This window comes from Methylobacterium sp. PvP105, from assembly GCF_017876975.1.
Lineage (GTDB): Bacteria > Pseudomonadota > Alphaproteobacteria > Rhizobiales > Beijerinckiaceae > Methylobacterium > Methylobacterium radiotolerans.
Genome location: NZ_JAGIPA010000001.1, coordinates 6136334 through 6157944, shown reverse-complemented (window position 1 = coordinate 6157944; position 21611 = coordinate 6136334). Strand labels below are relative to the sequence as shown.

19 protein-coding genes are annotated in these 21611 nt (G+C 72.6%); 7 read left to right on the top strand and 12 right to left on the bottom strand.

Translation table 11 applies throughout. The annotated features are described in order from the left end of the window. Positions 1-6 precede the first annotated feature (6 nt). From J3A75_RS29900 to J3A75_RS29880, 5 genes are all read right to left on the bottom strand, one after another. Entirely contained in the window at positions 7-561 is a 555-nt protein-coding gene (locus J3A75_RS29900; RefSeq protein WP_071000184.1) for a SiaB family protein kinase, read from the bottom strand. A 192-nt stretch (positions 562-753) separates the two neighbouring features. Then, positions 754-2613: an ABC transporter ATP-binding protein gene (locus tag J3A75_RS29895; protein ID WP_059409789.1), complete on the bottom strand. Its 1860-nt coding sequence runs from the start codon at positions 2611-2613 to the stop codon at positions 754-756. 2 nt (positions 2614-2615) lie between these two features. Continuing rightward, positions 2616-3548, bottom strand: coding sequence for an ABC transporter permease (locus J3A75_RS29890; protein ID WP_012321500.1), 933 nt, complete (start codon positions 3546-3548; stop codon positions 2616-2618). Next, positions 3514-4473, bottom strand: coding sequence for an ABC transporter permease (locus J3A75_RS29885; RefSeq protein ID WP_053621454.1), 960 nt, complete (start codon positions 4471-4473; stop codon positions 3514-3516). Before J3A75_RS29885 ends, J3A75_RS29890 begins: the two co-directional genes overlap by 35 nt. A 17-nt stretch (positions 4474-4490) precedes the next feature. Continuing rightward, the gene (locus tag J3A75_RS29880; RefSeq protein ID WP_209650855.1) at positions 4491-6281 is read right to left on the bottom strand and encodes a peptide ABC transporter substrate-binding protein; all 1791 of its coding nucleotides are present in this window, start codon (positions 6279-6281) and stop codon (positions 4491-4493) included. 320 nt (positions 6282-6601) lie between these two features. Here J3A75_RS29880 and J3A75_RS29875 point away from each other — a divergent pair, with 320 nt between their 5' ends. Then, a complete protein-coding gene (locus tag J3A75_RS29875) occupies positions 6602-8023 on the top strand; it encodes a M20 family metallopeptidase (RefSeq protein ID WP_012321497.1) in 1422 nt (473 codons plus the stop codon). A 12-nt stretch (positions 8024-8035) separates the two neighbouring features. Here the strand turns inward: J3A75_RS29875 and phnE (J3A75_RS29870) are convergent, their stop codons facing one another. From phnE (J3A75_RS29870) to J3A75_RS29845, 6 genes are all read right to left on the bottom strand, one after another. Continuing rightward, entirely contained in the window at positions 8036-8851 is an 816-nt protein-coding gene (phnE, locus tag J3A75_RS29870; RefSeq protein ID WP_012321496.1) for a phosphonate ABC transporter, permease protein PhnE, read from the bottom strand. Beyond that, the gene (phnE, locus tag J3A75_RS29865; protein WP_071000183.1) at positions 8848-9657 is read right to left on the bottom strand and encodes a phosphonate ABC transporter, permease protein PhnE; all 810 of its coding nucleotides are present in this window, start codon (positions 9655-9657) and stop codon (positions 8848-8850) included. The genes phnE (J3A75_RS29870) and phnE (J3A75_RS29865) overlap by 4 nt, the downstream gene beginning before the upstream one ends. Further along, positions 9654-10448, bottom strand: a complete 795-nt coding sequence (gene phnC, locus J3A75_RS29860) for a phosphonate ABC transporter ATP-binding protein (protein WP_043074660.1) — start codon at positions 10446-10448, stop codon at positions 9654-9656. Before phnC ends, phnE (J3A75_RS29865) begins: the two co-directional genes overlap by 4 nt. Before the next feature lie 35 nt (positions 10449-10483). After that, positions 10484-11506 (bottom strand): phosphate/phosphite/phosphonate ABC transporter substrate-binding protein, encoded by a 1023-nt coding sequence (gene phnD, locus J3A75_RS29855; RefSeq protein WP_012321493.1) that lies wholly within the window; start codon positions 11504-11506, stop codon positions 10484-10486. A gap of 183 nt (positions 11507-11689) precedes the next feature. Next, complete coding sequence (locus J3A75_RS29850) at positions 11690-12217, bottom strand: cytochrome P460 family protein (protein ID WP_012321492.1); 528 nt, start codon at positions 12215-12217, stop codon at positions 11690-11692. A gap of 65 nt (positions 12218-12282) precedes the next feature. Next, on the bottom strand, positions 12283-13332 hold the full coding sequence (locus tag J3A75_RS29845; RefSeq protein ID WP_071000182.1) for an alpha/beta fold hydrolase: 1050 nt from the start codon (positions 13330-13332) through the stop codon (positions 12283-12285). A 203-nt stretch (positions 13333-13535) separates the two neighbouring features. On the opposite strand from J3A75_RS29845, the gene J3A75_RS29840 reads away from it, so the two are divergent. Further along, on the top strand, positions 13536-15113 hold the full coding sequence (locus tag J3A75_RS29840) for a winged helix-turn-helix domain-containing protein (protein ID WP_071000181.1): 1578 nt from the start codon (positions 13536-13538) through the stop codon (positions 15111-15113). 28 nt (positions 15114-15141) lie between these two features. On the opposite strand, the gene J3A75_RS29835 is transcribed toward J3A75_RS29840, so the two are convergent. Beyond that, positions 15142-16038, bottom strand: coding sequence for a LysR family transcriptional regulator (locus J3A75_RS29835; RefSeq protein WP_012321489.1), 897 nt, complete (start codon positions 16036-16038; stop codon positions 15142-15144). 117 nt (positions 16039-16155) lie between these two features. Here J3A75_RS29835 and J3A75_RS29830 point away from each other — a divergent pair, with 117 nt between their 5' ends. The 5 genes from J3A75_RS29830 (at position 16156) to atzF (ending at position 21607) form a co-directional block, all read left to right on the top strand. Further along, a complete protein-coding gene (locus J3A75_RS29830; protein WP_012321488.1) occupies positions 16156-17106 on the top strand; it encodes an ABC transporter substrate-binding protein in 951 nt (316 codons plus the stop codon). Beyond that, complete coding sequence (locus tag J3A75_RS29825) at positions 17103-17963, top strand: ABC transporter permease (RefSeq protein ID WP_059409784.1); 861 nt, start codon at positions 17103-17105, stop codon at positions 17961-17963. The genes J3A75_RS29830 and J3A75_RS29825 overlap by 4 nt, the downstream gene beginning before the upstream one ends. Further along, positions 17956-18738 (top strand): ABC transporter ATP-binding protein, encoded by a 783-nt coding sequence (locus J3A75_RS29820; protein ID WP_012321486.1) that lies wholly within the window; start codon positions 17956-17958, stop codon positions 18736-18738. Before J3A75_RS29825 ends, J3A75_RS29820 begins: the two co-directional genes overlap by 8 nt. Beyond that, entirely contained in the window at positions 18738-19652 is a 915-nt protein-coding gene (locus tag J3A75_RS29815) for a polysaccharide deacetylase family protein (protein ID WP_024828724.1), read from the top strand. Before J3A75_RS29820 ends, J3A75_RS29815 begins: the two co-directional genes overlap by 1 nt. A gap of 149 nt (positions 19653-19801) precedes the next feature. Continuing rightward, on the top strand, positions 19802-21607 hold the full coding sequence (gene atzF, locus J3A75_RS29810) for an allophanate hydrolase (protein ID WP_012321484.1): 1806 nt from the start codon (positions 19802-19804) through the stop codon (positions 21605-21607). Positions 21608-21611 lie beyond the last annotated feature (4 nt).

Genomic DNA, 21611 nt, shown 5'->3' with positions numbered 1-21611 from the left:
CGATCCTCAGATGAAGGCCTTGAGGCAGAACAGGCTGCGCTCCGCGCCCAGATCCTGGAAGTCGTACTCGACAGGGGCGCTCGACCGGCGGGCGATCTCGATCAGTCCGATGCTCCCGCCGAGGCTGCCCTCGTCCGGCGGCTGGCGCAGCTTCTCGCGGTAGACCTTCTTGAGTTCGTCGCTCGACAGGGTGGCGATCTCGTCGAGCCGCTCGCGCAGCCGCGGGACCTCGGTCTTGCCGACCTCGTTGCCGCAGACCACGAAGAACCGTCCCTCCTCGGTGCCGACGGCGATCATGCCGGCGCTGACCCGGGCGGGGCCCGGCGGCTCGGCGGGCGCGACCTTGTCGGCCGAGTAGCGGATCACGTTCTGGGCCTGCTCGACGAAGATCGAGAAGACGCGCTTGGCGACGGCGGCGTCGGTCTCCTCGTGCTGCATGCGCAGCTTCAGCACTTCCCCGAGCGAGAACAGGATGTTCTCCGACAGATCTCCGCCGAACGACAGGATCACGCCGCTGCGCTTCGACGCCTCGTGGAAGGATCTGAAATCGCTCGCGCGCAAGGAAGCCTCTCGACCGCTTCGTCGCGGCAACACACCGCGTGTGTGGCGACCACATTAATGCGGGAATAATCAAAGCTTTCTTACCGGTACTGACCGGTTTCTGGGCAAGATTGCTCGTATAGTGAGCACGACAGCAAGCTTTACGCTGGATCCCGTCGCCGACCGCGCCTGTGAGCTTCGGGGCCGCCGGCCTCAGGCGGCCGCGCCCCGGAGGCTGCCCGCGTCCCAGTCGGCGCCCCAGTCCTGCACGACGTGGCCGGGCGCGACTTCCCGGTAGAGCCGCTCCGGCGCCACGTAGTCGGGGGCCCGGATCGGGCTGCGGATCTCGTCGTCCGGCAGGGCGTGGCGCGCGCCGCGCCGGGCCGGGTCCGGGACCGGCACGGCGGCCAGCAGCTTCTTGGTGTAGGGGTGCTGCGGGTTGCCGAAGATTGCGGCCCGGGGGCCGATCTCCACGATCTCGCCGAGATACATCACCGCCACCCGGTGGCTCACCCGCTCCACCACCGCCATGTCGTGCGAGATGAACAGGTAGGCGAGGCCGAGTTCCGCCTGGAGATCGAGCATCAGGTTCACGACCTGCGCCTTCACCGAGACGTCGAGGGCCGAGACCGCCTCGTCGGCGACGATCAGGCGGGGGTTCAGGGCGAGCGCCCGGGCGATGCAGATGCGCTGGCGCTGGCCGCCGGAGAACTCGTGCGGGAAGCGCCCGGCGGTCTCCGGGGGCAGCCCGACCCGGGCCAGCAGGTCCTCGGCGCGCCGCCGGGCCTCGCGGGGCGTCGCGAGGCGGTTGATCAGCAGCGGCTCCGCCACCGCCGCGCCGACGCTCAGGCGCGGGTCGAGGCTGGCGAACGGGTCCTGGAAGATCATCTGCATGCGCTGGCGGCGGGCGCGCAGGGTCTTCGGGTCGAGGCCGGTGACGTCCTCGCCGTCGAGCAGGACCGACCCAGAGAGCGGCTCGACGAGGCGCAGGATGGAGCGGCCGGTGGTGGACTTGCCGCAGCCGGACTCGCCGACGAGCGCCAGGGTCTCGCCGGCCGCGAGGCTGAACGAGACCCGCTCCACCGCGTGGACGCGGCCGGTCACGCGGCCGAGGAGGCCGGAGCGGATGTCGAACCGGGTGGTCAGGTCGCGCACCTCCAGCACCGGGCGCTCGGCGGCCCTGACGGTGTCGGGGGTCTCGGGCGTCGGTGCCGCCAGGCCAGTGGCCCGGTCGACCACCGGGAAGCGCATCGGGCGGGGCCGGCCCGCCATGGTCCCGAGGCGCGGGACCGCGGCGAGCAGCGCCCGCGTGTAGGGCTCGGCGGGGGCGTCGAAGATCCGCGCGGTCGGGCCGGCCTCCACGGCGCGGCCCCGGTACATCACCACGGTGCGGTCGGCGATCTCGGCGACCACGCCCATGTCGTGGGTGATGAACAGGACCGACATGCCCTCCTCGTCCTGCAGGCTCTTGATCAGGTCGAGGATCTGGGCCTGGATCGTGACATCCAAAGCCGTGGTCGGCTCGTCGGCGATGAGGAGCTTCGGCCGGCAGGCGAGCGCCATGGCGATCATCACCCGCTGGCGCATGCCGCCCGAGAAGCGGTGCGGGTACTCGTGCAGGCGCGACCGGGCGGCCGGGATCCGGACCTTGTCGAGGAGCCGCAGCGCCTCCGCCTCGGCGGCGGACCGCGACAGGCCCCGGTGCCGGATCAGCGCCTCGGCGATCTGGAAGCCGATCGTCAGGACCGGGTTCAGGGAGGTCATCGGCTCTTGGAAGATCATGGCGATGGAATCGCCGCGCACCCGGCGCATCTCGGCCTCGGGGGCGGCGAGCAGCTCGCGGCCCGCGAAGCGCACGCGCCCGCCGATGCGGCTCGCGTCCCGCGGCAGGAGGCGCAGGATCGACAGGGCGCTGACGCTCTTGCCGGAGCCGGATTCGCCGACGAGGGCCACGGTCTCGCGCGGGCCCACGTCGAACGAGACGCCGTGCACGACCTCGCGCCAGCGCCCGTCCGAGCGGAAGGAGACGGTGAGGTCGGAAACCGAGAGGATCGGGTCCACCGGATCTGCCATCGCTAGAGAACCCGCCGCGGGTCGAGGGCGTCGCGCAGGCCGTCGCCGATGAAGTTGATCGACAGCACGGTCAGGAAGATCGCCCCGCCGGGAAACAGCGCCCAGTGCGGCGCGACGTCGAGGTGGTCCTTGGCGTCGAACAGCAGCCGCCCCCAGGTCGGGATGTCGGGCGGGAAGCCGAGCCCCAGGAAGGACAGGGTCGATTCCGCGATGATCGCGGACGAGACCTCGATCGAGGCCGCCACGATCACCGGCCCCAGCGCGTTCGGCAGGATGTGGCGGCGCACGAGGTGCCCGGTCGTCGCCCCCTGCGAGCGGGCCGCCTCCACGAACTCCTTCTCGCGCAAGGACAGGAACTGCGCCCGCACCAGCCGGGCGACCGGCATCCAGCGTAAGCCCCCGATCACCGCGACGATCATCAGGAACACGCCGCCCTGGCTGCCGAACACGGCCTTCAGGCTGTCGCGGAACAGGTAGATCACGAGGAGCAGCAGCGGCAGCTGCGGCAGCGACAGGAACAGATCGGTCAGCCACATCAGCACCGGGTCGAGGAACCGGCGCGACATGCCGGCGAGCGCGCCGACCAGCACGCCGATCAGGCTCGCCACCGCCATGGCGGCGAAGCCGACCGCGAGCGAGATCCGCCCGCCGTAGATCATCCGGGCGAGCAGGTCCTGGCCGAGATCGTCGGTGCCGAACGGGTGGTCCCAGGACGGACCTTGGAGCTGGGCCGCGAAGTCGATGTCGTCGATGGCGACCGGCCAGAGCAGGCCGCCGAACACCACGCCGGCGACCAGGAGCGCCAGCACGCCGACGCTGGCGAGCGCCAGCCGGTGCCGCCGGAAGCGCCGCCACGTCTCCCGCCCCGGCGAGGCCGGCGCGCGGGCGACGGGCACCGCCTCATCGGAGGGCGATGCGAGGGTCGAGCCAGCCATAGAGCAGGTCCGCGACGAGGTTGAACAGGATGACGAGGCCGGCGAACACGAAGGTCACGGCCATCACCACCGGGGTGTCGTTGGCCAGCATGGCGTCGATCAGCAGCGAGCCGATGCCGGGAATCCGGAAGATCTGCTCGGTGACGATGGCGCCGCCGAATACCGCCGGGATCTGGAGGGCGACGAGCGTCACCACCGGGATCAGGGCGTTGCGGGCGATGTGCCGGCGGGTCACCGTGCCCTCGGTCAGGCCCTTGGCCCGGGCCGTGGTGACGTAGTCGAGGCGGGCGACGTCCAGCGCCGAGGCGCGCACGTAGCGGGTGTAGGAGGCGGCCTGGAAGAAGCCCAGCACCGCCACCGGCATGATCGCCTGCCGGACATTCGCCCAGACCCAGGGCAGGCCGGAGCCCGGCAGGTCGGCCTGGTAGACGAAGGGCAGCCAGCCGAGCTTGATCGAGAACAGCAGGATGAACAGCAGGCCGGTGAAGAAGGTCGGCAGCGAGAAGCCCACGAAGGCCAGCGTGTTGGCGACCTGGTCGGCGAGCGAGTAGGGCCGGCGCGCCGCGGTGAGGCCCACCGGGATCGCGATCAGCAGCGCCAGGACCTGGGAGGAGCCGACCACGAACAGGGTCGTCGGCAGCCGCTGCAGGATCAGCGTGTCGACGTTCACCCGGCTCGCGAAGGAGAAGCCCCAGTCGCCCTGCAGCATGGCGGTGAGCCAGTGCAGGTAGCGGGTGAGGATCGGGTCATCGAGGCCGAACTTCACCCGCAGGGCCGCCCGCACCTCCGGGGGCACGTTCGGGTTGCTGGCGAGCTCGCCGAACGGGTCGCCCGGCGCGAGCGCCAGGACGGTGAACAGGATCAGGCTGATGCCGAGCAGGCTCGGGATCGCGATCAGGAGGCGTCGCAGGATGTAGGCGCCCATGGCGCTCAGGCTCCCGCTCAGGCCTCCCTGTACCAGTCGGGCAGGAACGACAGGTCGTTGTCCCAGCCGCTGCGGGGCGCCGTGAGCGTGGCGCCCACCGCCGAGACCTCGGCGCGGTGGATCAGCGGCAGCACGTTCTCGGACACCGCGAGGTCGTTGCAGGTGATCAGGAGCGCCGCGCGCTTGACCGGGTCGAGCTCGCTCTGGGCGGCGTTGTAGGCCTTGTCGTAGGCGTCGTTGCGCCAGCGCACCACGTTGCGGCCCTGCCACTTGTTGGCCTTCTGGGCCACCTCCCAGGAGGCGTACATCAGCAGCCAGATCGCCGGATCGGCCTGGGTCATGCTGTAGGCGTACATCTCCATGTCGGCGTAGAAATGCGTGCAGGTGTCGGGGTTCGCCGGGTCGGAGGAGAAGAACACCGAGCCGGTCACCGATTTCAGCTCGATCTCGATGCCGGCCTTGGCGGCCGCCTGCTTGATGATCGCCTGCGTCTTCTGGCGCGGCGCGTTGATCGAGGTCTGGAAGACGAGCTTGAGCTTCTTGCCGTCCTTGGCGCGGATGCCGTCGGAACCCTTCTTCCAGCCGGCCTCGTCGAGGAGCGCGTTGGCCTTGGCCGGGTCGAAGGCGAAGCTCGTGTTCTTGGAGACGAAGCGCTCCGGGCCGTTGACCGTGTTGGCGGTGGGCTTGCCGGTGCGGCCGTAGATGTAGGTCTGGATCGACTTGCGGTCGACCAGCAGGTTCATCGCCTGGCACACCTTCGGGTCGGAGAAGGCGGGGTGCTTCGTCGTGATCGAGGCGCGCTCGCCGTCGACCTCGACGTTCGGGTCGGTGGCGTTGAGGAGCAGGAACTCGAGCTTGCCGCCGTAGACCACGTCGACCCGGCCCTTGCCGCCGGTCTCCAGGCGCTTGAGCACCTCGTCCTCGATCAGCATGTTCCAGGCGTAGTCGTACTCGCCGGTCTGGAGCACCGCGCGGGCGGCCGAGACCGCGTCCCCGCCGCCCTTCATCTCGATCGTGTCGAAATACGGCCGGTTCGGCAGGTGGTAATCCGGGTTGCGCTCGCCGCGGACGATGTCGCCGGGCCGGAACTCCACGAACCGGTACGGGCCGGTGCCCACGGGGGCGAGGTTCTGCGGCGCGTCCCGGGACTTGGCGCCGCTGTACGGGCCGAACAGGTGCTTCGGCAGCACCATCCCGACGATGCCCACGAAGGCGTCGCACCAGTAGGGCGTCGGCTTGTCGAACAGCACCCGGACGCTGAGGTCGTCGACCTTCTCGACCTTGCAATCCTTGTAGGACCCGGCCGTCACCGCCGCGGTGGCGGGGTCGCGGGCGTACTCCCAGGTGAAGACGAGGTCGTCGGCGGTGAGCGGCTTGCCGTCGTGCCACTTCACGCCGGGCTTGAGCGTCCAGACCACCGAGCGGCCGTCGGCGGCGAGCGCCCCGTTCTCCTTGGACGGGATCGCGGCGGCCAGAACCGGCACGAGGTTGCCGTCCGCGTCCCAGGCGGCGAGCGGCTCGTAGAAGATCCGCGAGGCGTCCTGGTCCTTGGTGCCGATGGCGAAATGCGGGTTGATCAGCGTCGGCGCCTGCCACCAGAGCAGCTTGAGCGCGCCGCCGCCGCCGGCCTTGGTCGGCTTGTAGCCGGACCGGATATCGGCCGCCATCGCGACACCGTTCCCGGCCAGCATCAGCCCGGCCATGGGCGCGGTGAGGCCGACAGCCACCATCCGCTGCACGAAGGCCCGCCGCGACAGGCGACCGTCCTTCACCCGCCCGATGAGGCCGCGCAGATCCCGCTCGTCCATGTACGCATCCCGTTTACCGCCGTGACAGGCACAGCAACATTCCGGCAGCGGCCTTGGCAAGGGGCGGGCCAGTGACGGTTCAATCGGAACGTGTTGACGGACGCTTGGTTCGGGCAGGAGCATGGCCTGGGCGGTGCATACGGTCAGGCAGCAGCAGCGCTCGCGCCGCATCCGTCCTTGCGAGCGGAGCGAAGCGAGCCAGCGGCGCCACGCTTCCCGAGGGCGCGCAACCCTGGGTCGCTTCGCTGCGCTCGCGATGACGGCGCGGAGGCCGCTATGGTGGCGCGACCTCGATGCGCAGCTTTCCCGGAGACGACACGATGGACAACCGCAACGCCGTGTGGCGCCACGTCGACGCGCAGTCGGAGCGGCTGATCGCCCTGTCCGAGCGGGTCTGGGGCATGCCGGAGGTCTGCTACACGGAAACGCGCTCCTGCGCCGAGCACGTCGCCGAGCTGCGCCACCAGGGCTTCCGGGTCACGGAGGCGGTCGCCGGCATTCCCACTGCGGTCATGGGCGAGGCCGGGGACGGCGGGCCGGTCATCGCGTTCCTGGGCGAGTACGACGCCCTGCCGGGCCTGTCGCAGGAGGCGGGCGTCGCCGAGCACCGGCCGGTGGAGGCGGGCGGCCACGGCCACGGCTGCGGCCACAACCTCCTCGGCTCGGCGGCCTTGCTCGCCGCCACCGCCCTGAAGGACTGGCTCGCCGAGACCGGCACGCCGGGCCGCGTGCGCTACTACGGCTGCCCGGCGGAGGAAGGCGGCGCCGCCAAGGCGTTCATGGTCCGCGCCGGCGCCTTCGCGGACGCCGACATCGCGATCTCCTGGCATCCGGGCAGCTTCTGGGAGGTGGCGCCGCCGGTCGCCCTCGCCAACACCCGGGCCGACTTCGTCTTCACCGGCCGCACCGCCCACGCGGCGGCCGCGCCCCATCTCGGGCGCTCGGCGCTCGACGCCGTCGAGCTGATGAGCGTCGGCGTGAACTACATGCGCGAGCACATGCCGTCCGACGCGCGGGTGCACTACGCCTATCTCGACGCCGGCGGCATCGCGCCGAACGTCGTCCAGGCCGGCGCGACGGTGCGCTACTCGATCCGGGCCCGCGACCTGCCGGGCATGCTGGCGCTGGTCGAGCGGGTGAAGAAGATCGCGCAGGGCGCCGCCCTGATGACCGAGACCGCGGTCGAGGTGCGGATCGTCAGCGCGGTGTCGAACCTGCTGGCCAACGATCCCCTGGAGCGGGCGCTGCACGACGTCATGGAGGAGCTCGGGCCGCCGCATTTCGACGAGGCCGACCGGGACTTCGCCGGGCAGATCCGGGCGACGCTCACCGACGGCGACATCGACGCCGTGTTCCGCGCCATCGGGATGCCGCGCACCGAGGCACCGCTCGCCGATTTCCTCGTCCCCCTCGACGCGCCGCGCAACCCCGCGGTCGGGTCCACCGATGTCGGCGACGTCAGCTGGGTGGTGCCGACCGTCCAGGCCCACGCGCCGACGGTGGCGATCGGCACGCCGTTCCACACGTGGCAGGTGGTGGCGCAGGGCAAGACACCGGCGGCCCACAAGGCGATGGTGCAGGTCGCCAAGGCGATGGCCGCCACCGGCGCCCGGGCGCTGACCGACGCGGCCCTGCGCGACGCCGCCAAGGCGGACCTCGCCCGCCGGGTCGGCGCGGCGGGCTACGTCTCGCCGCTTCCGCCGGAGGTCGAGCCGCCGCTCGGCATGTCGCTGGGGCGCTGACGGGCCCCCGTCTCAGAGCGTCCGGGCGCGGAGCGCCGTCACGACGATCTCGGCCAGGATGACGACGCCGAAGATCGCGGCGAGCACCACGGCGACCTGGTCCCAGTAGAGCAGGTTCAGGGCGGTATCGAGCGCGACGCCGATGCCGCCCGCGCCGACCAGCCCGAGCACGGCGGATTCGCGGATATTGATGTCCCAGCGGAACAGCGCGATCGACCAGAAGGCCGGCTTCACCTGCGGCCAGTAGCCGAGCAGCAGCGTCGACATCCGGCCGGCGCCCGCGGCCTGCAGGGCCTCGATCGAGCCGCGATCGGCCTCCTCCAGCGCCTCGGCGAACAGCTTGCCGGTGAAGCCGACGGAGCGGAGCGCGATCGCGAGGGTCCCGGCCAGCGGCCCCGGGCCGAACACCGCCACGAACAGCAGCGCCCAGACCAGGGAGTTCACCGAGCGCGAGGTCACGAACACGAACTTGGCGAACAGGTTCAGCGCGCGGTTGGGCGCGACGTTGCGGGCCGCCATCAGCCCGATCGGCACCGCGATCGCGATGGCGATCAGGGTGCCGAGCGTCGCGATGTGGAGCGTCTCCACCAGCGCCCGCAGCGTCGGGCCGACATAGCCGGCATCCATCGGCCACATCCGGCCGAACAGGTCGGCCAGCTGGTCGGGGGCGTCGTAGAGGAATTCAGGGATCACCTCGATGGTGCGCAGGCTCGCCACGAAGGCCGCCACCGCGCAGAGCGTGAAGGCGAGCCGCGCCAGCCGCTTCCACAGGGGGAAGCGCTGCCAGCGGCGCGGGCCGGCGGAAGCGGGCGCGAGGGCGACGCTCAATGGAACACCTTGCGGGCCCAGCCGGAGACGATCTCGGCCACCATGATCAGGGCGACGATGACGATCAGGATCGCCAGCACCACGTCGAAGTCGAAGCGCTGGTAGGCGGTGAACAGCGTCGCGCCGATGCCGCCGCCGCCGACGATGCCGACCATGGTCGAGTTCCGCAGGTTGGAATCGAGCTGGTAGGTGGCGAAGCCGATGAAGCGCGGCAGCACCTGCGGCTGCACGCCCATGATCAGGGTCGACAGGAAGCCGGCGCCGGTCGCCCGCACGGCCTCGACCTGCTTCAGGGAGATCTCCTCGATCGCCTCGGCGAACAGCTTGGCGATGAAGCCCACCGAGGCGACGATCAGCGCCATGACGCCGGCGAGCGCCCCGAAGCCGATCGCCTTCACGAACAGGATCGCCACGATGATCGGGTGGAACGACCGGCAGAGCGCGATCAGGACGCGGGTCGGCCACGTCACCCAGGGCGGCATCAGGTTGCGGGCCGCCAGGAAGCCGATCGGCAGGGCGACCGCGATGCCGGCCACCGTGGCGATCACGGCGATCTGCAGGCTCTCGACGATCCCCGACTGGATCAGCTCCCAGCGGGAGAAGTTCGGCGGGAACATCCGCGCCAGGAATTGCCGCCCGTGGGCGAGGCCGCCGGCGAAGCGCTCGGGGGAGAAGCCGAGCTGGGTCGCCGCGTAGACCGCGTAGACGGCGAGGAGCGCCCAGCCGGCGCGGGCGGTCCAGTTGGGCCGGAACGCGACGCGGTCGGGGGAAGCGTCCGGGGAGGCCGGGCGGGCGGGCGTGCTCATTCGAGCCAGTTCTCGCCGCCGTAGATGCCGCGCAGGTCGGCCTCGCTCAGCCGGTCCGGCGGCCCGTCATAGACCACGTGCCCGCCCGACATGCCGACGATCCGCGCGGCGAAGCGCTGGGCGAGCGCCACGTTGTGGATGTTGACCACCACCGGCACGCCGCGCTCGGCCGCGAGCCGGGACAGGATCTCCATGATCTCCACGGAGCTCTTCGGGTCGAGGGACGAGGTCGGCTCGTCGGCGAGCACGATCTCGGGCTCCTGCATGATCGCCCGGGCGATGCCGACGCGCTGGCGCTGCCCGCCCGACAGGGCGTCGGCCCGGCGGGTGGCGAAACCCGACAGGCCGACCGCGTCGAGGAGGTCGAAGGCGCGGGCGATGTCCGCCTCGGGGAAGCGCCGCAGCCACGCGCGCCACGCCGGCACGTAGCCGAGGCGGCCGCAGAGCAGGTTCTCCATCACCGAGAGGCGCTCGACCAGGTTGTACTCCTGGAACACCATCCCGATCCGGCGCCGCGCCCGGCGCAGGGCGGGGCCGGAGAGCCGGGCGAGGTCCTCGCCGCGGAACAGGATCTCCCCCGAGGTCGGCTGGACCAGGCGGTTGATGCAGCGGATCAGGGTGCTCTTGCCGGTGCCGGACGGCCCGATGATCGCCGTGAGCCCGGTGCCGGGCACCACGAGGTCGATGCCCTTCAGGACCGGCTGCCCGGCCCGGTACGCCTTGGTCAGCCCGCGGATCACCAGCGCGCGCGGATCCTCCGCCCGGGGTTCGCCGTCGGGTCCGGCCGCCACCGCGCGCGCGGCGCGTCCCGCCGTCACCGCTCGCGTCACGGCTTGGGCGCGCCCGCGGCCTTCTTGCGGGCGGCCTCGGCCTCGCGGGCGGCCTCGCGCTCGTAGGCGGCCTTGTTGTACGGCGTGCCCGATTCCTCCGCGACCTTGCGGACGATCGCCCAGTCCTTGAGGTAGGTGATCGGCGCGAACCGGTCGTCGCCCTCGAAATCCTTCACCATGTCGGGCGGGAAGCGGAAATCGTAGAAGCACTGCTTCAGCTTCTCGGCGAGTTCCGGCTTGAGATCGTGGGCGTAGGCGAAGCCCGAGGTCGGGAACTTCTCGCTCGTGTAGATCACCCGGTAATCGTCGCCCTTGATCGTGCCGCGGGCGACCATCCGGTAGAACACGTCCGAGGCCACCGGGGCGGCGTCGTAGTCGCCGGTGCCGACGCCCAGCGCCGACTTGTCGTGGCCGCCCGAGTAGATGAGCTTGTAGTCCTCGCCGGGCTTCAGCCCCTGCTCGGGAAACAGCGCCTTGGGCGCGAGGTTGCCGGAATTCGACGACGGCGCCGTGTGGGCCACGCGCTTGCCCTTGAGGTCGGCCAGCGTCTTGTACGGGCTGCTCGCCTTCACCACCACGATCAGGTTGTAGCCCTCGGCGCCCTTCTCGGTGCCCTTGGCGGCGAACGGCACCGCGCCGGCCATGTTCACCGCGAAGCCGAGCGGGCCGGTCGAGAAGCCCGCCACCGTGAGCCGACCCGAGCGCATCGCCTCGATCTCGGCCGAGTTCGACTGGACCGGGTAGTAGACGACGCGCTTGCCCGTGCACTGGCTCAGGTAGGTCGTGAACGGCTTGAACGAGTTCTCGTAGACCGCGGGATCCTCCACCGGCGTGTAGGCGAAGACGATCACGCTCGGGTCGCGGGTCTTGGCCGGGACGTCGGCGACGAGGTCCTTGTTGGCGTCGCAGTAGGCGTCGTCGAGCTGGCCGCGGTTGGGGCACTCGTCGGCCCTGAGGGGCGACGGGAAACCGAAGCCGCAGAGCAGCGCCAGGGCTGCGCCGTATCGGGCGATCGTCACGCGCTATCCTCCCTGCGGGGCCGTGCCTCGGGCCGGCGCCGTCATGTCCCGCCCGGTCCGGGCCGAGCTTGAGCCGGCAAAGGTGTAGGCGCCGGCTGACGGGAGACGCAAGGCGCGGCATCGAGCGGAAGTTGAGGGAAGCGGCGCGCTGACAGGGCGCCGCGGCCGTCCGGGCAGCCCGCGTCAGGGCGCGAGCCGCGTGAACACGTAGTCGTGGTCCCGGACATTCGCGCTGTGGCAGGCGAAGCAGGTCTCGTGCTGGGCCGCGTCCGCGGGTTTGCCGTCGACGAAGCGCCCGAACCCCCAGCCGCCCGTCGCCGCGTAGCGCCGCGAATCCTTCACCATGACCTGGATCGTCGTGGCGCCGCCGGGCACGAAGGCCGGGGCGAACTCCGCCGACGGCACCCGTGTCCAGGCGCGCTTCACCAGCACCGTCCCGTCCGGGAACGGCAGGGTGCCGGACCGGTAGGCGTCGAGCGCCCGCGCGTTGCCGACGACCGCGCGCAGCTCGTCGAGGGCCCCGGTCTCCTGCGCGACGCCGACGAGCTGCCAGTCGCGGTACCCGTCCGGGACGGTGACGCCGTAGATCGGCGAGGCCGCCGGGACGGTCCCCGCCTCCACGGCGCGCACCGCGGAGCCGGCGAAGAATGGGCCTGCAGAGAGCAGGCCGGCAGCGAGCAGGGCCGGCAGCGCGACAGCCAGGAACCGCATGGCAACCTCCGTCATCGTCTCGGGATGGTCGTGTGTCCGGGGATGACCCGGCCGCGCCGGCGCGGTCAGGCCGCGGCCGCGTCGATCACCGCCTGCGCGAAGGCGCGCGGGGCCTCCTGCGGCAGGTTGTGGCCGATCCCGCCGGTGATCAGCCGGTGCGCGTAGCGCCCGGTGAACTTGGCCGCGTAGCTGGCGGGTTCGGGATGCGGGGCGCCGTTCGCGTCGCCCTCCAGGGTGATGGCCGGCACGCCGATCGTGGGCGCCTCAGCGAGGCGGCGCTCCAGCGCGTCGTACTGGCGCTCGCCTTCGGCGAGGCCCATCCGCCAGCGGTAATTGTGGATGACGATGCTGACGTGATCCGGGTTGTCGAGGGCCGGGGCGCTCCGCGCGAAGGTGGCGTCGTCGAAGCGCCAGCGCGGCGAGGCGGTCTGCCAGATCAGCCTGGCGAAGTCGGCGCGGTAGGCCTCGTAGCCGGCCCGCCCCCGGCTGGTGGCGAAGTAGAACTGGTACCACCAGGACAGCTCGGCCCGCGGCGGGAGCGGCTTCTTGCCGGCCTCCTGGTTGCCGATCAGGTAGCCGCTGACCGCCACCAGCGCCCGGCACCGCTCCGGCCACAGCGCCGCGACGATGTCGGCCGTCCGCGCGCCCCAGTCGAAGCCGCCCAGGATGGCCTGGGGGATCTTCAGGGCGTCCATCAGGGCGATGACGTCCACCGCGAGTGCCGCCTGCTCGCCGTTCCGGACCGTGTCCGATGCCAGGAAGCGGGTGGTGCCGTAGCCACGCAGGTACGGCACGATCACCCGGTGCCCGGCCGCCGCGAGGATCGGCACGACCTCCGCGAAGGCGTGGATGTCGTAGGGCCAGCCGTGAAGCAGGATGACCGCCGGCCCGTCGGCGGGACCGGCCTCGACGTAGCCGACGTCGAGCACGCCGGCCTCGACCTGCTTCAGGACGCCCGGCATGACGCCGGGGACCGGGGCGCCGGGGGCCGGGGCACCCTGCGCCCGCGCGGTCCCGCCGACGCCGAGTTCGGCGAGGGCGGCGGTGGCTACCGCGCTCTTCAGGAGGCGGCGGCGGCTCCAGGCGGATGTGTCGGGATCGGTCTCGCGGGCCATGGACGGCTCCCTCGTCGGAAAGTCTTCGATGGAGCGAAACCTATCCCGATGTTCGACACCGCGCTTTGAGAGGGCCTTGAGGACACCTTCAGAGGCCCATGATTTATGCCCGCCCGGGCCCGTGCTAGAGCGCCCTCCGCCGCGGAGACCGGTTCGGTGAGCAGGGCGCGGAACGCGGACATAGCCCCGCCCAGGAACGCCCCGTGATCTACCGGTTCGGACCCTTCACCCTCGATTCCGCCCGGCGCGAGCTGAGCCGGGACGGCGCGGAGATCGCCGTCGAGCCGCAGGTCTTCGACCTCCTGCGCGTGCTCATCGAGCGGCGCGACCGGGTGGTCAGCCGCGACGACCTGCTGGAGGCGGTCTGGAACGGGCGCATCGTCTCCGAGGCGACACTCGGCAGCCGGATCAACGCGGCCCGGACGGCGATCGGCGACACGGGAACCGGGCAGCGCTGGATCCGGACCCTCCCGCGCAAGGGCGTGCGCTTCGTCGGCGCCGTGCGGGAGGCCGCATCGGAGGTCTCGCCCGGGATCGCTCCGGAAGACGCGGCGGAGCCGGGCGTCACGTGGCGCGCCGGGCCGCGCTTGCCCGCGGTGGCGGTCCTGCCCTTCACCAACATGAGCCCGGATCCGGAGCAGGACTACTTCGCCGACGGGATGACCGAGGAGATCATCACGGCGCTGTCCCGCGTCAGCGGCCTGTTCGTGATCGCGCGCAACTCGACCTTCACCTACCGGGGCGCGGCGATCGACGTGCGCCGGGTCGGGCAGGAGCTCGGCGTCGGCTACGTGGTCGCGGGCAGCGTGCGCCGCGGCGGCTCGCGCCTGCGCATCACCGGCCAGCTGGTCGATGCCGGGACCGGCGCCCATCTCTGGGCCGACAGCTTCGACGGCGGTCTCGACGACGTCTTCGCCCTGCAGGAGCGGGTCGCCGCGCGCGCCGCCGCCGCGATCGAGCCGACCCTCCAACTGGCGGAGATCCGCCGGCTCGGCCGCGACGCGCCCGCCCATCCGGACGCCTACGACCGGCTGCTCCGGGCCAACGCCCGGCTCGCCGACTTCACCGCCGCCGGCATGGCGGCCGCGCTCGATCACCTGGACGAGGCCCTGGCGCTCGACCCGGGCTACGCACCGGCGATGGCCGCGGCGGCCTATTGCCGGGCGCAGTGCCACTTCCAGGGCTGGATCGCGCAGGGCGAGGCGGAGCGCGCGGCGGCCGTGCGGCTGGCCTGGGGCGCGGTCGAGCGCGCGCCCGGGGACGCGCAGGTGCTGTGGATGGCGGCCTTCGCGGTCTGGAACATGTCGGAGACCGGGCGGGAGCGGGCGCGCGACCTGTTCGGCCGCGCGCTGCTCGTCAACCCGAACTCCGCCCTGGCGCTCACCCTCGCGGGCTGGATCGAGACCATGTGCGGCCGCGCCGAGGCGGGACGCGCCATGGTCGAGCGGGCGCTGCAGCTCAACCCGCGGGATCCGCGCGGCTGGCTGATGTCGGGCGTGATGGCGGTCGCGGCGGTGAGCGAGGCCGACTATCCCGAGGCGATCCGGTGGGCCGAGCGGGCGCTGGCGCAGAACCGGCGCTTCGCCGTCGCCCTGCGGGCGCTCGCCGTGGCCCATGTCGGGCTCGGCCAGCCGGAGCGCGCCCGGCAGGCGGTCGCCGAGCTCCTGGAGATCGAGCCCGAACTGACGGTCTCGGGCTTCCTGGCGCGGATCCCCTTCCCGGTCGCCGCGCTGGGGCAGCGATACGCCGAGGCGCTGGCCCTTGCCGGCCTGCCCGCCTGAGCGGGGCGACGGTCAGGCCCCTTCCCGTTCAGGTCCCTTCCCGGTTGAGCCGGACGACGAGCTGGTCGGCGAACTTGGCGGCGGCCACCGAGAGCGAGCGCCCGCGCAGCTGCGCCAGGACCAGCGTCATCGGGGTGAGATCGCGGGTGTCGATCGGCCGGCTGTGGAGGCGCGGGTCCTCCGGGATGCCGCTGGGTACCTGCAGGCTGACCACGTCCTCCCGCAGGGTGAGGTTGCGCAGGAACTCAAGCGAGCCCGACTCCACCACGGGCCGCAGCTCGACGCCCCGCCGGGCCAGCGCGTGCTCGATGTGGTGGCGGATGGCGAGCGACCGGTCGGGCAGCGCGAGGGCGTGCGCGAGGCAGTCGCGCAGGCGCACGGGCCCGCGTTCCGCCGCCAGCGCGTGGCCCCGGCGCATCAGCGCGCACAGGGTCTGGTGGCCGGCATAGAGCGGGTGCAGCTCCGCCGAGGGCGGCGGCTGCAGGATCAGGGCGAGGTCGGCCTCGAAAGCCGCCAGGGCGGTGACCGCCTGGGCGTGGTCGCGGACCTGCACGGTGAAGCCGACCTGCGGAAAGCGGGCGCGGTAGGCCTCGACCTCCTCGGGCACCACCTGGGTGACGAAGGCCTGGCTGCAGGCGAGCGCCACATGCCCCCGCCGCACGCCCGACAGGTCGGCGATCTGCGAGCGGACCCGGTCGAGATCGGCCGCCTGGTCGCGGATGTGCCGGGCGAAGAGCTCGCCGGCCGCGTTGAGCCGCATCCCCTGCGGCAGGCGCTCGAAGATCGGCGTGCCGAGCTCGTACTCGAGATCCTGGATCTGCCGGGTCAGGGCCGAGGGCGTGAGGTTCAAGCGCTCCGCGGCGCGCCGGATCGAGCCGGCGCGGGCGACCTCGGCGACGTAAGTGACGGTGCGCAGGTGCTTCACGCCCGCACCCTGCCCGACCGTTGCCCGCGAGGCAACGGTACGCTCAGAAAATAGCACTTCCTCGCAACAGGTGGTGCCCGTAGCGTCGGCACATCGGGACCCTGCAGGAGCCGTTCGATGATCCGCCGCCGCACCCTCCTGGCCGGTCTCGGGGCCGGCCTCGCCCTCGGCCCCCTGGCCCGGGCCCGCGCCCAGGGCGCCCCCATCACGATCCGGATGGGCTCGCTCAAGCTGATCCACTCGATCGCGCCGAGCTTCTACGAGCGCTTCACCCCCGCGGGCGTGAAGGTCGAGGTCGTGCCCTTCGAGAGTCCCACCGAATGCAAGAATGCGGTGGTCACCAAGTCGGTGGATTTCGGCACGTTCGGCATCGCCGCCGCGACGCTGGGCGCGGCCGCCGGCGAGCCGCTCGTGGTCATCGCCTCCACCTGCAACCGCGGGATGGCGGTGATCGCCAAGAAGGGCTCCGATATCCGCGCCATCAAGGACCTGCGCGGCAAGCGCGTCGCGATCTGGCCCGGCAGCACCCAGGAGGTCTTCGTCCTAGAGCGGATGCGCATGGAGGGCCTCTCGGTGAAGGACATCACCCCCGTGCGCGTCTCCTTCTCGGAGATGCACATCGCGCTCGCCCGCGGCGACGTCGACGCCTATGTCGGCGCCGAGCCGGGCCCCGGCGTCAGCCTCGCCTCGGGCGTCGGCCAGCTCGTCGAGTACCCCTACGGCACCGAGATGGGCGCGCTGAACATGGTGTTCGGCGCCCACCGCGACACGGTCGCCGAGCGCCCCGACCTCGTCCGGACCATGCTGGAGATCCACCGCAAGGCGACGGACTTCGCGGCCGGCGACCGCGACGCGATGATCGCCATGGCAGTGGCGAAGCTCGGGCAGAAGCGCGAGGCGCTCGAGCTCTCGGCCCCGAACGTCGAGCTGACCTGGCGCCTCGGGCCGAACGAGGTCCGACAGGCCGACGCCTACGCGCAGCACATGCTCGCCCTCAAGCAGATCAAGCGGCTGCCCGAGCCGGGGTTCATCGACACCCGCTTCGTCGACGCGCTGGGGCGGGCGTGAGCACCGGGATCGAGGCCGGCGCCCTGCCGGCGGCGGTGACGCCGGGCCCCGCCCGCCGGGCTGGATCCGGGCCCGGGCTCGCCCACCTGCGCCGGCTGGCGCTCGCCTGCGTGGTGCCGGCCGCACTCGTCGCGGTCTGGCAGATCACCACCGCGGGCCGGCCCTACAGCCTGATCCCGCCGCCCGCGGAGGTCTGGGCGGAGATGCGGGACCTCGCCGTCGGCGGCGTCAACGACGACGCGTTCAGCGGCACGCTCTGGACCCATCTCGCGGCGTCGCTGAGCCGGGTCTACGGCGGCTTCGCGCTGGCGGCGGCCGCCGCCCTGCCGCTCGGCCTGCTGATCGGCCGCGTTCCGCTGATCCGGGCGCTCCTCGACCCCGCGCTTCAGGTCCTGCGCCCCGTTCCGGTCACCGCGTGGCTGCCGCTGGCCATGATCCTATTCGGCCTCGGGCCGCGCTCGGCCTTCTTCCTCGTGTTCCTCGGGGCGTTCTACCCGATCCTGGTCAACACCGTGTTCGGGGTCCGCTCGGTGGAGCCGCGCCTGTTCGAGGCTGCCGCGATGCTGGGCTGTACCGGCCCGGCGCAGTTCGTCCGGGTCGTGTTGCCGGCGGCGCTGCCGTCGATCTTCACCGGCCTGCGGCTCGGCCTCGGCTTCGCCTGGGTGGTGATCGTGGTCGGCGAGATGACCGGGGTCCAGACCGGCCTCGGCGCGATCATCATGGAGGCGCGCCAGCTCTCGCGCACCGAGATCGTGATCTGCGGCATGGCGGTGATCGGGGTCGCGGGCTTCGTCTCCGACTGGCTGGTCATGCAGCTGGGCCGCCGGCTGCTCGCCTGGAGCCCCAACCATGGCTGACCCCACGATCCCGATCCTCGACATGCGCGCGGTCTCCAAGACCTACGCGGCGGGCGGCCGCCGGACCGAGGCCCTGCGCGAGGCGAACCTCACGGTGTCCCGCGGCGAGTTTGTCTGCCTGCTCGGCGCCTCGGGCTGCGGGAAGTCGACGCTGCTGCGGGTCGCCGCCGGCTTCGAGGCCCCGAGTTCCGGGCAAGCCCTGATGTGGGGCAAGCCGATCGCGGGGCCGGGGCCGAGCCGCGGGATGGTCTTCCAGGATTACGGCCTGTTCCCGTGGCTCACCGTGCGCGACAACATCGGCTTCGGCCCGAAGGCGCGCGGGCGGCCCGCCGCCGAGGTGCGCGACACCGCCGAGCGCTACATCGCCCTGGTCGGCCTCCAGGCCTTCGCCGACGCCTACCCGCACCAGCTCTCGGGCGGCATGAAGCAGCGCGTCGCCATCGCGCGGGTGCTCGCCAACGAGGCCGAGGTCGTGCTGATGGACGAGCCCTTCGGGGCCCTCGACGCCATGACTCGCGAGCGGCTGCAGGACGAGCTGCTCGACCTGTGGTCGCGGACGGGGCTGACGATCCTGTTCGTCACCCACGCCATCGAGGAGGCGATCTTCCTGGCCGACCGCATCGTGATGATGTCGCCCGGCCCCGGCCGGATCGAGGCGATCCATCCGGTCGAGCTGCCGCGGCGGCGCGACGTGTCGAGCCCGGCCTTCAACGACCTGCGCCGGATGCTCGCGGCCCAGCTCCACAGCCACCACGCCCCGCGGGCCGCTGCCTGATGGACACCGCCCCCGACGATCCCCGCCGGCCCGAGAACCGCCTCGCCTACCGCGCCGCCGTGGACCGGCCGCGCCTGACGCTGCCCGGGGGCCGGCACGTCGCCGTCTGGCCGGTGGTCAACGTCGAGCACTGGCTGATCGACCACCCGATGCCGCGCCAGATCCTGGTGCCGCCGACCGCGGCCAGCCTGCTGCCGGATATCCCGAACTGGGCGTGGCACGAGTACGGCATGCGGGTCGGCTTCTGGCGGTTCCTCGAGGCGTTCGAGAGCCGGGGCATCCGCCCGACCCTGTCGATCAACGGCTCGGTCTGCACGGCCTATCCGCGCATCGCCGAGGCCGCCCACGCGGCCGGCTGGGAGTTCATGGCCCACGGCTTCCACCAGGTCCCGACCCACAGGGTCGCGGACCAGCCGGAGATGATCGCCCGCACCGTCGCAGCGATCACCGGAACCACGGGGCGCCCGCCGCGCGGCTGGCTGGGGCCGGGCCTCACCGAGACCCTCGACACGCCCGACCACCTGCGCGCGGCCGGGCTCGAGTACGTCGGCGACTTCGTGGTCGACGATCGCCCCTGCCGGGTGGCGACGCGCACGGGCGACCTCGTCGCCCTCCCCTACTCGGTCGAGCTCAACGACATCCCGCTGCTGGCCATCCAACACCACCGGGCCGACGAGTTCGTGGAGCGGGCGCTCGCCCATCTCGACCGGCTCGCCGCCGAGGCTGCCGGCTCCGGCCCCCTCGGCGGCGCCAAGGTGATGGGCTTCGCGATCCACCCCTACATCACCGGCGTCCCGCACCGGATCCACCTGCTGGAGCGGCTGCTCGACGCCATCCTGGCCCGCGACGACGCGGTGTTCATGCAGGGGGTCGAGATCCTCGACTGGTACCGCGCCACCGGCGACGCATCCTGAGCCGTCCGGGCGCATCGGGCCGCGGGGGAGGACGACCGTGCGATCCACCGCTGCACCTCGAGATGCGGGCGCGGGCAGGGCCTAGCCCCCCGCGCGCCGAATCCCCTCGCGCGCGAACTTGTCTGCCGACCTGAGAACGAGGAGCCGCCGTGCCCCCCTTCCCGACGATCCCGCTCCTGCACGCGGCCTACGCCGACGGCCTCGACCCGCGCGCCGTCGTGGCCGAGGCCTACCGGCGGCTCGCCGCGGTGGACGATCCCGGCATCTTCCTCGCGCTCGTCCCGGAGGCGGACGCCCGGGACGCCGCGGCGGCGCTCCCGCCCTTCGACCCCGCTACGATGCCGCTCTGGGGCGTGCCCTTCGCCGTGAAGGACAACATCGACGTCGCCGGCCTGCCGACCACCGCCGCCTGCCCGGACTTCGCCCACACCCCCGCCGAGACCGCACCCGCGGTGGCACGGCTCCGCGCGGCGGGCGCGATCCTGATCGGCAAGACCAACCTCGACCAGTTCGCCACCGGGCTGGTCGGCCTGCGCACCCCCTACCCGGCCCCGCGCAACGCGATCGATCCGGCCTACGTGCCCGGCGGGTCCAGCAGCGGCTCCGCCGTGGCGGTGGCCCACGGGATCGTCGCCTTCGCGCTCGGCACCGATACGGCGGGGTCGGGCCGGGTGCCGGCGGCGCTCAACAACGTCGTCGGGCTGAAGCCCTCCCTCGGGGCGATCTCCAGCCGCGGGATGCTGCCGGCCTGCCGGACCCTCGACACGCTCTCGGTCTTCGCCGGCACCGTCGCGGACGCCGACGCGGCCTTCCGGGTCATGCTGGGTCCGGACGGGGCCGATCCCTGGTCGCGGGCCCTGCCGGTGCCGGCCGCCCCCGCCGGCCTGCCGCCGGGCCTGCGCCTCGGGCTCCCGGACGCGGCGAGCCTCCGCTTCGGCGGCGACGGGCTCTCGGAGGCGGCCTTCGCGGCGACGGTCGCCGATCTCGAAACCCTCGCCGGGGCGGCGGCGCCGGTGGATCTCGCGCCGATGTTCGCCGTCGCGGCCCTGCTCTACGACGGCCCGTGGGTCGCCGAGCGCTACGCGGCGATCCGTGCGGTGATGGAGACGCGCCCCGAGATCCTGCACCCGACGACGCGGACGGTCATCGCCGCCGCCGAGCGCCACAGCGCCGCGGACGCCTTCGCGGGCCTCTACCGCCTCGCGGCGCTGCGCCGGGAGGCGGACGCGGTCTGGGACCGGATCGACGTCCTCGCCGTGCCGACCTACCCGCGCCCGCAGACCTGCGCGGCCCTGGCGGCCGACCCGATCGGGCCGAACAGCGAGCTCGGCACCTACACCAACTTCGTCAACCTGCTGGACTGGTGCGCCCTGGCGGTGCCGGGGCGGCCCCGCGCCGACGGCTTCCCCGCCGGGATCACCCTGCTGGCGCCGCGCGGCTCGGACGGGCTGCTCGCCGCCCTGGGCGCGCGCCTGCACGCGGCGTCCGCGCCGCGGATCGGCGCGGGCACGATCCCGGTGCCGACGGCGGAGCCGGGACCGGCCGCGGCCGGACCGGACGCGATCGAGCTGGCGGTCGTCGGGGCGCATCTCTCGGGGCTGCCGCTGAACCGCGAGCTCGCCGGGTGCGGCGCGCGCTTCCTGCGGGCGGTGCCGACCGCGCGGGACTATCGCCTCTACGCCCTGCCGGGCGGTCCCCCGCAGCGCCCGGGCCTGCTTCGGGTGGCGGCCGGCGAAGGCGCCGCCATCGAGACCGAGGTGTGGGCCCTGCCGCCCGCCGCGTTCGGACGCTTCGTCGCCGCCATCCCGGCGCCGCTCGGGATCGGCACCCTGCGGCTCGCCGACGGTACGGCGCCCAAGGGCTTCCTGGTCGAGCCGGCCGGCCTCGACGGGGCGGCCGAGATCACGCGCTTCGGCGGCTGGCGCGCCTACCTGGCCGACCGCGCGGCCGCGTAGCCTC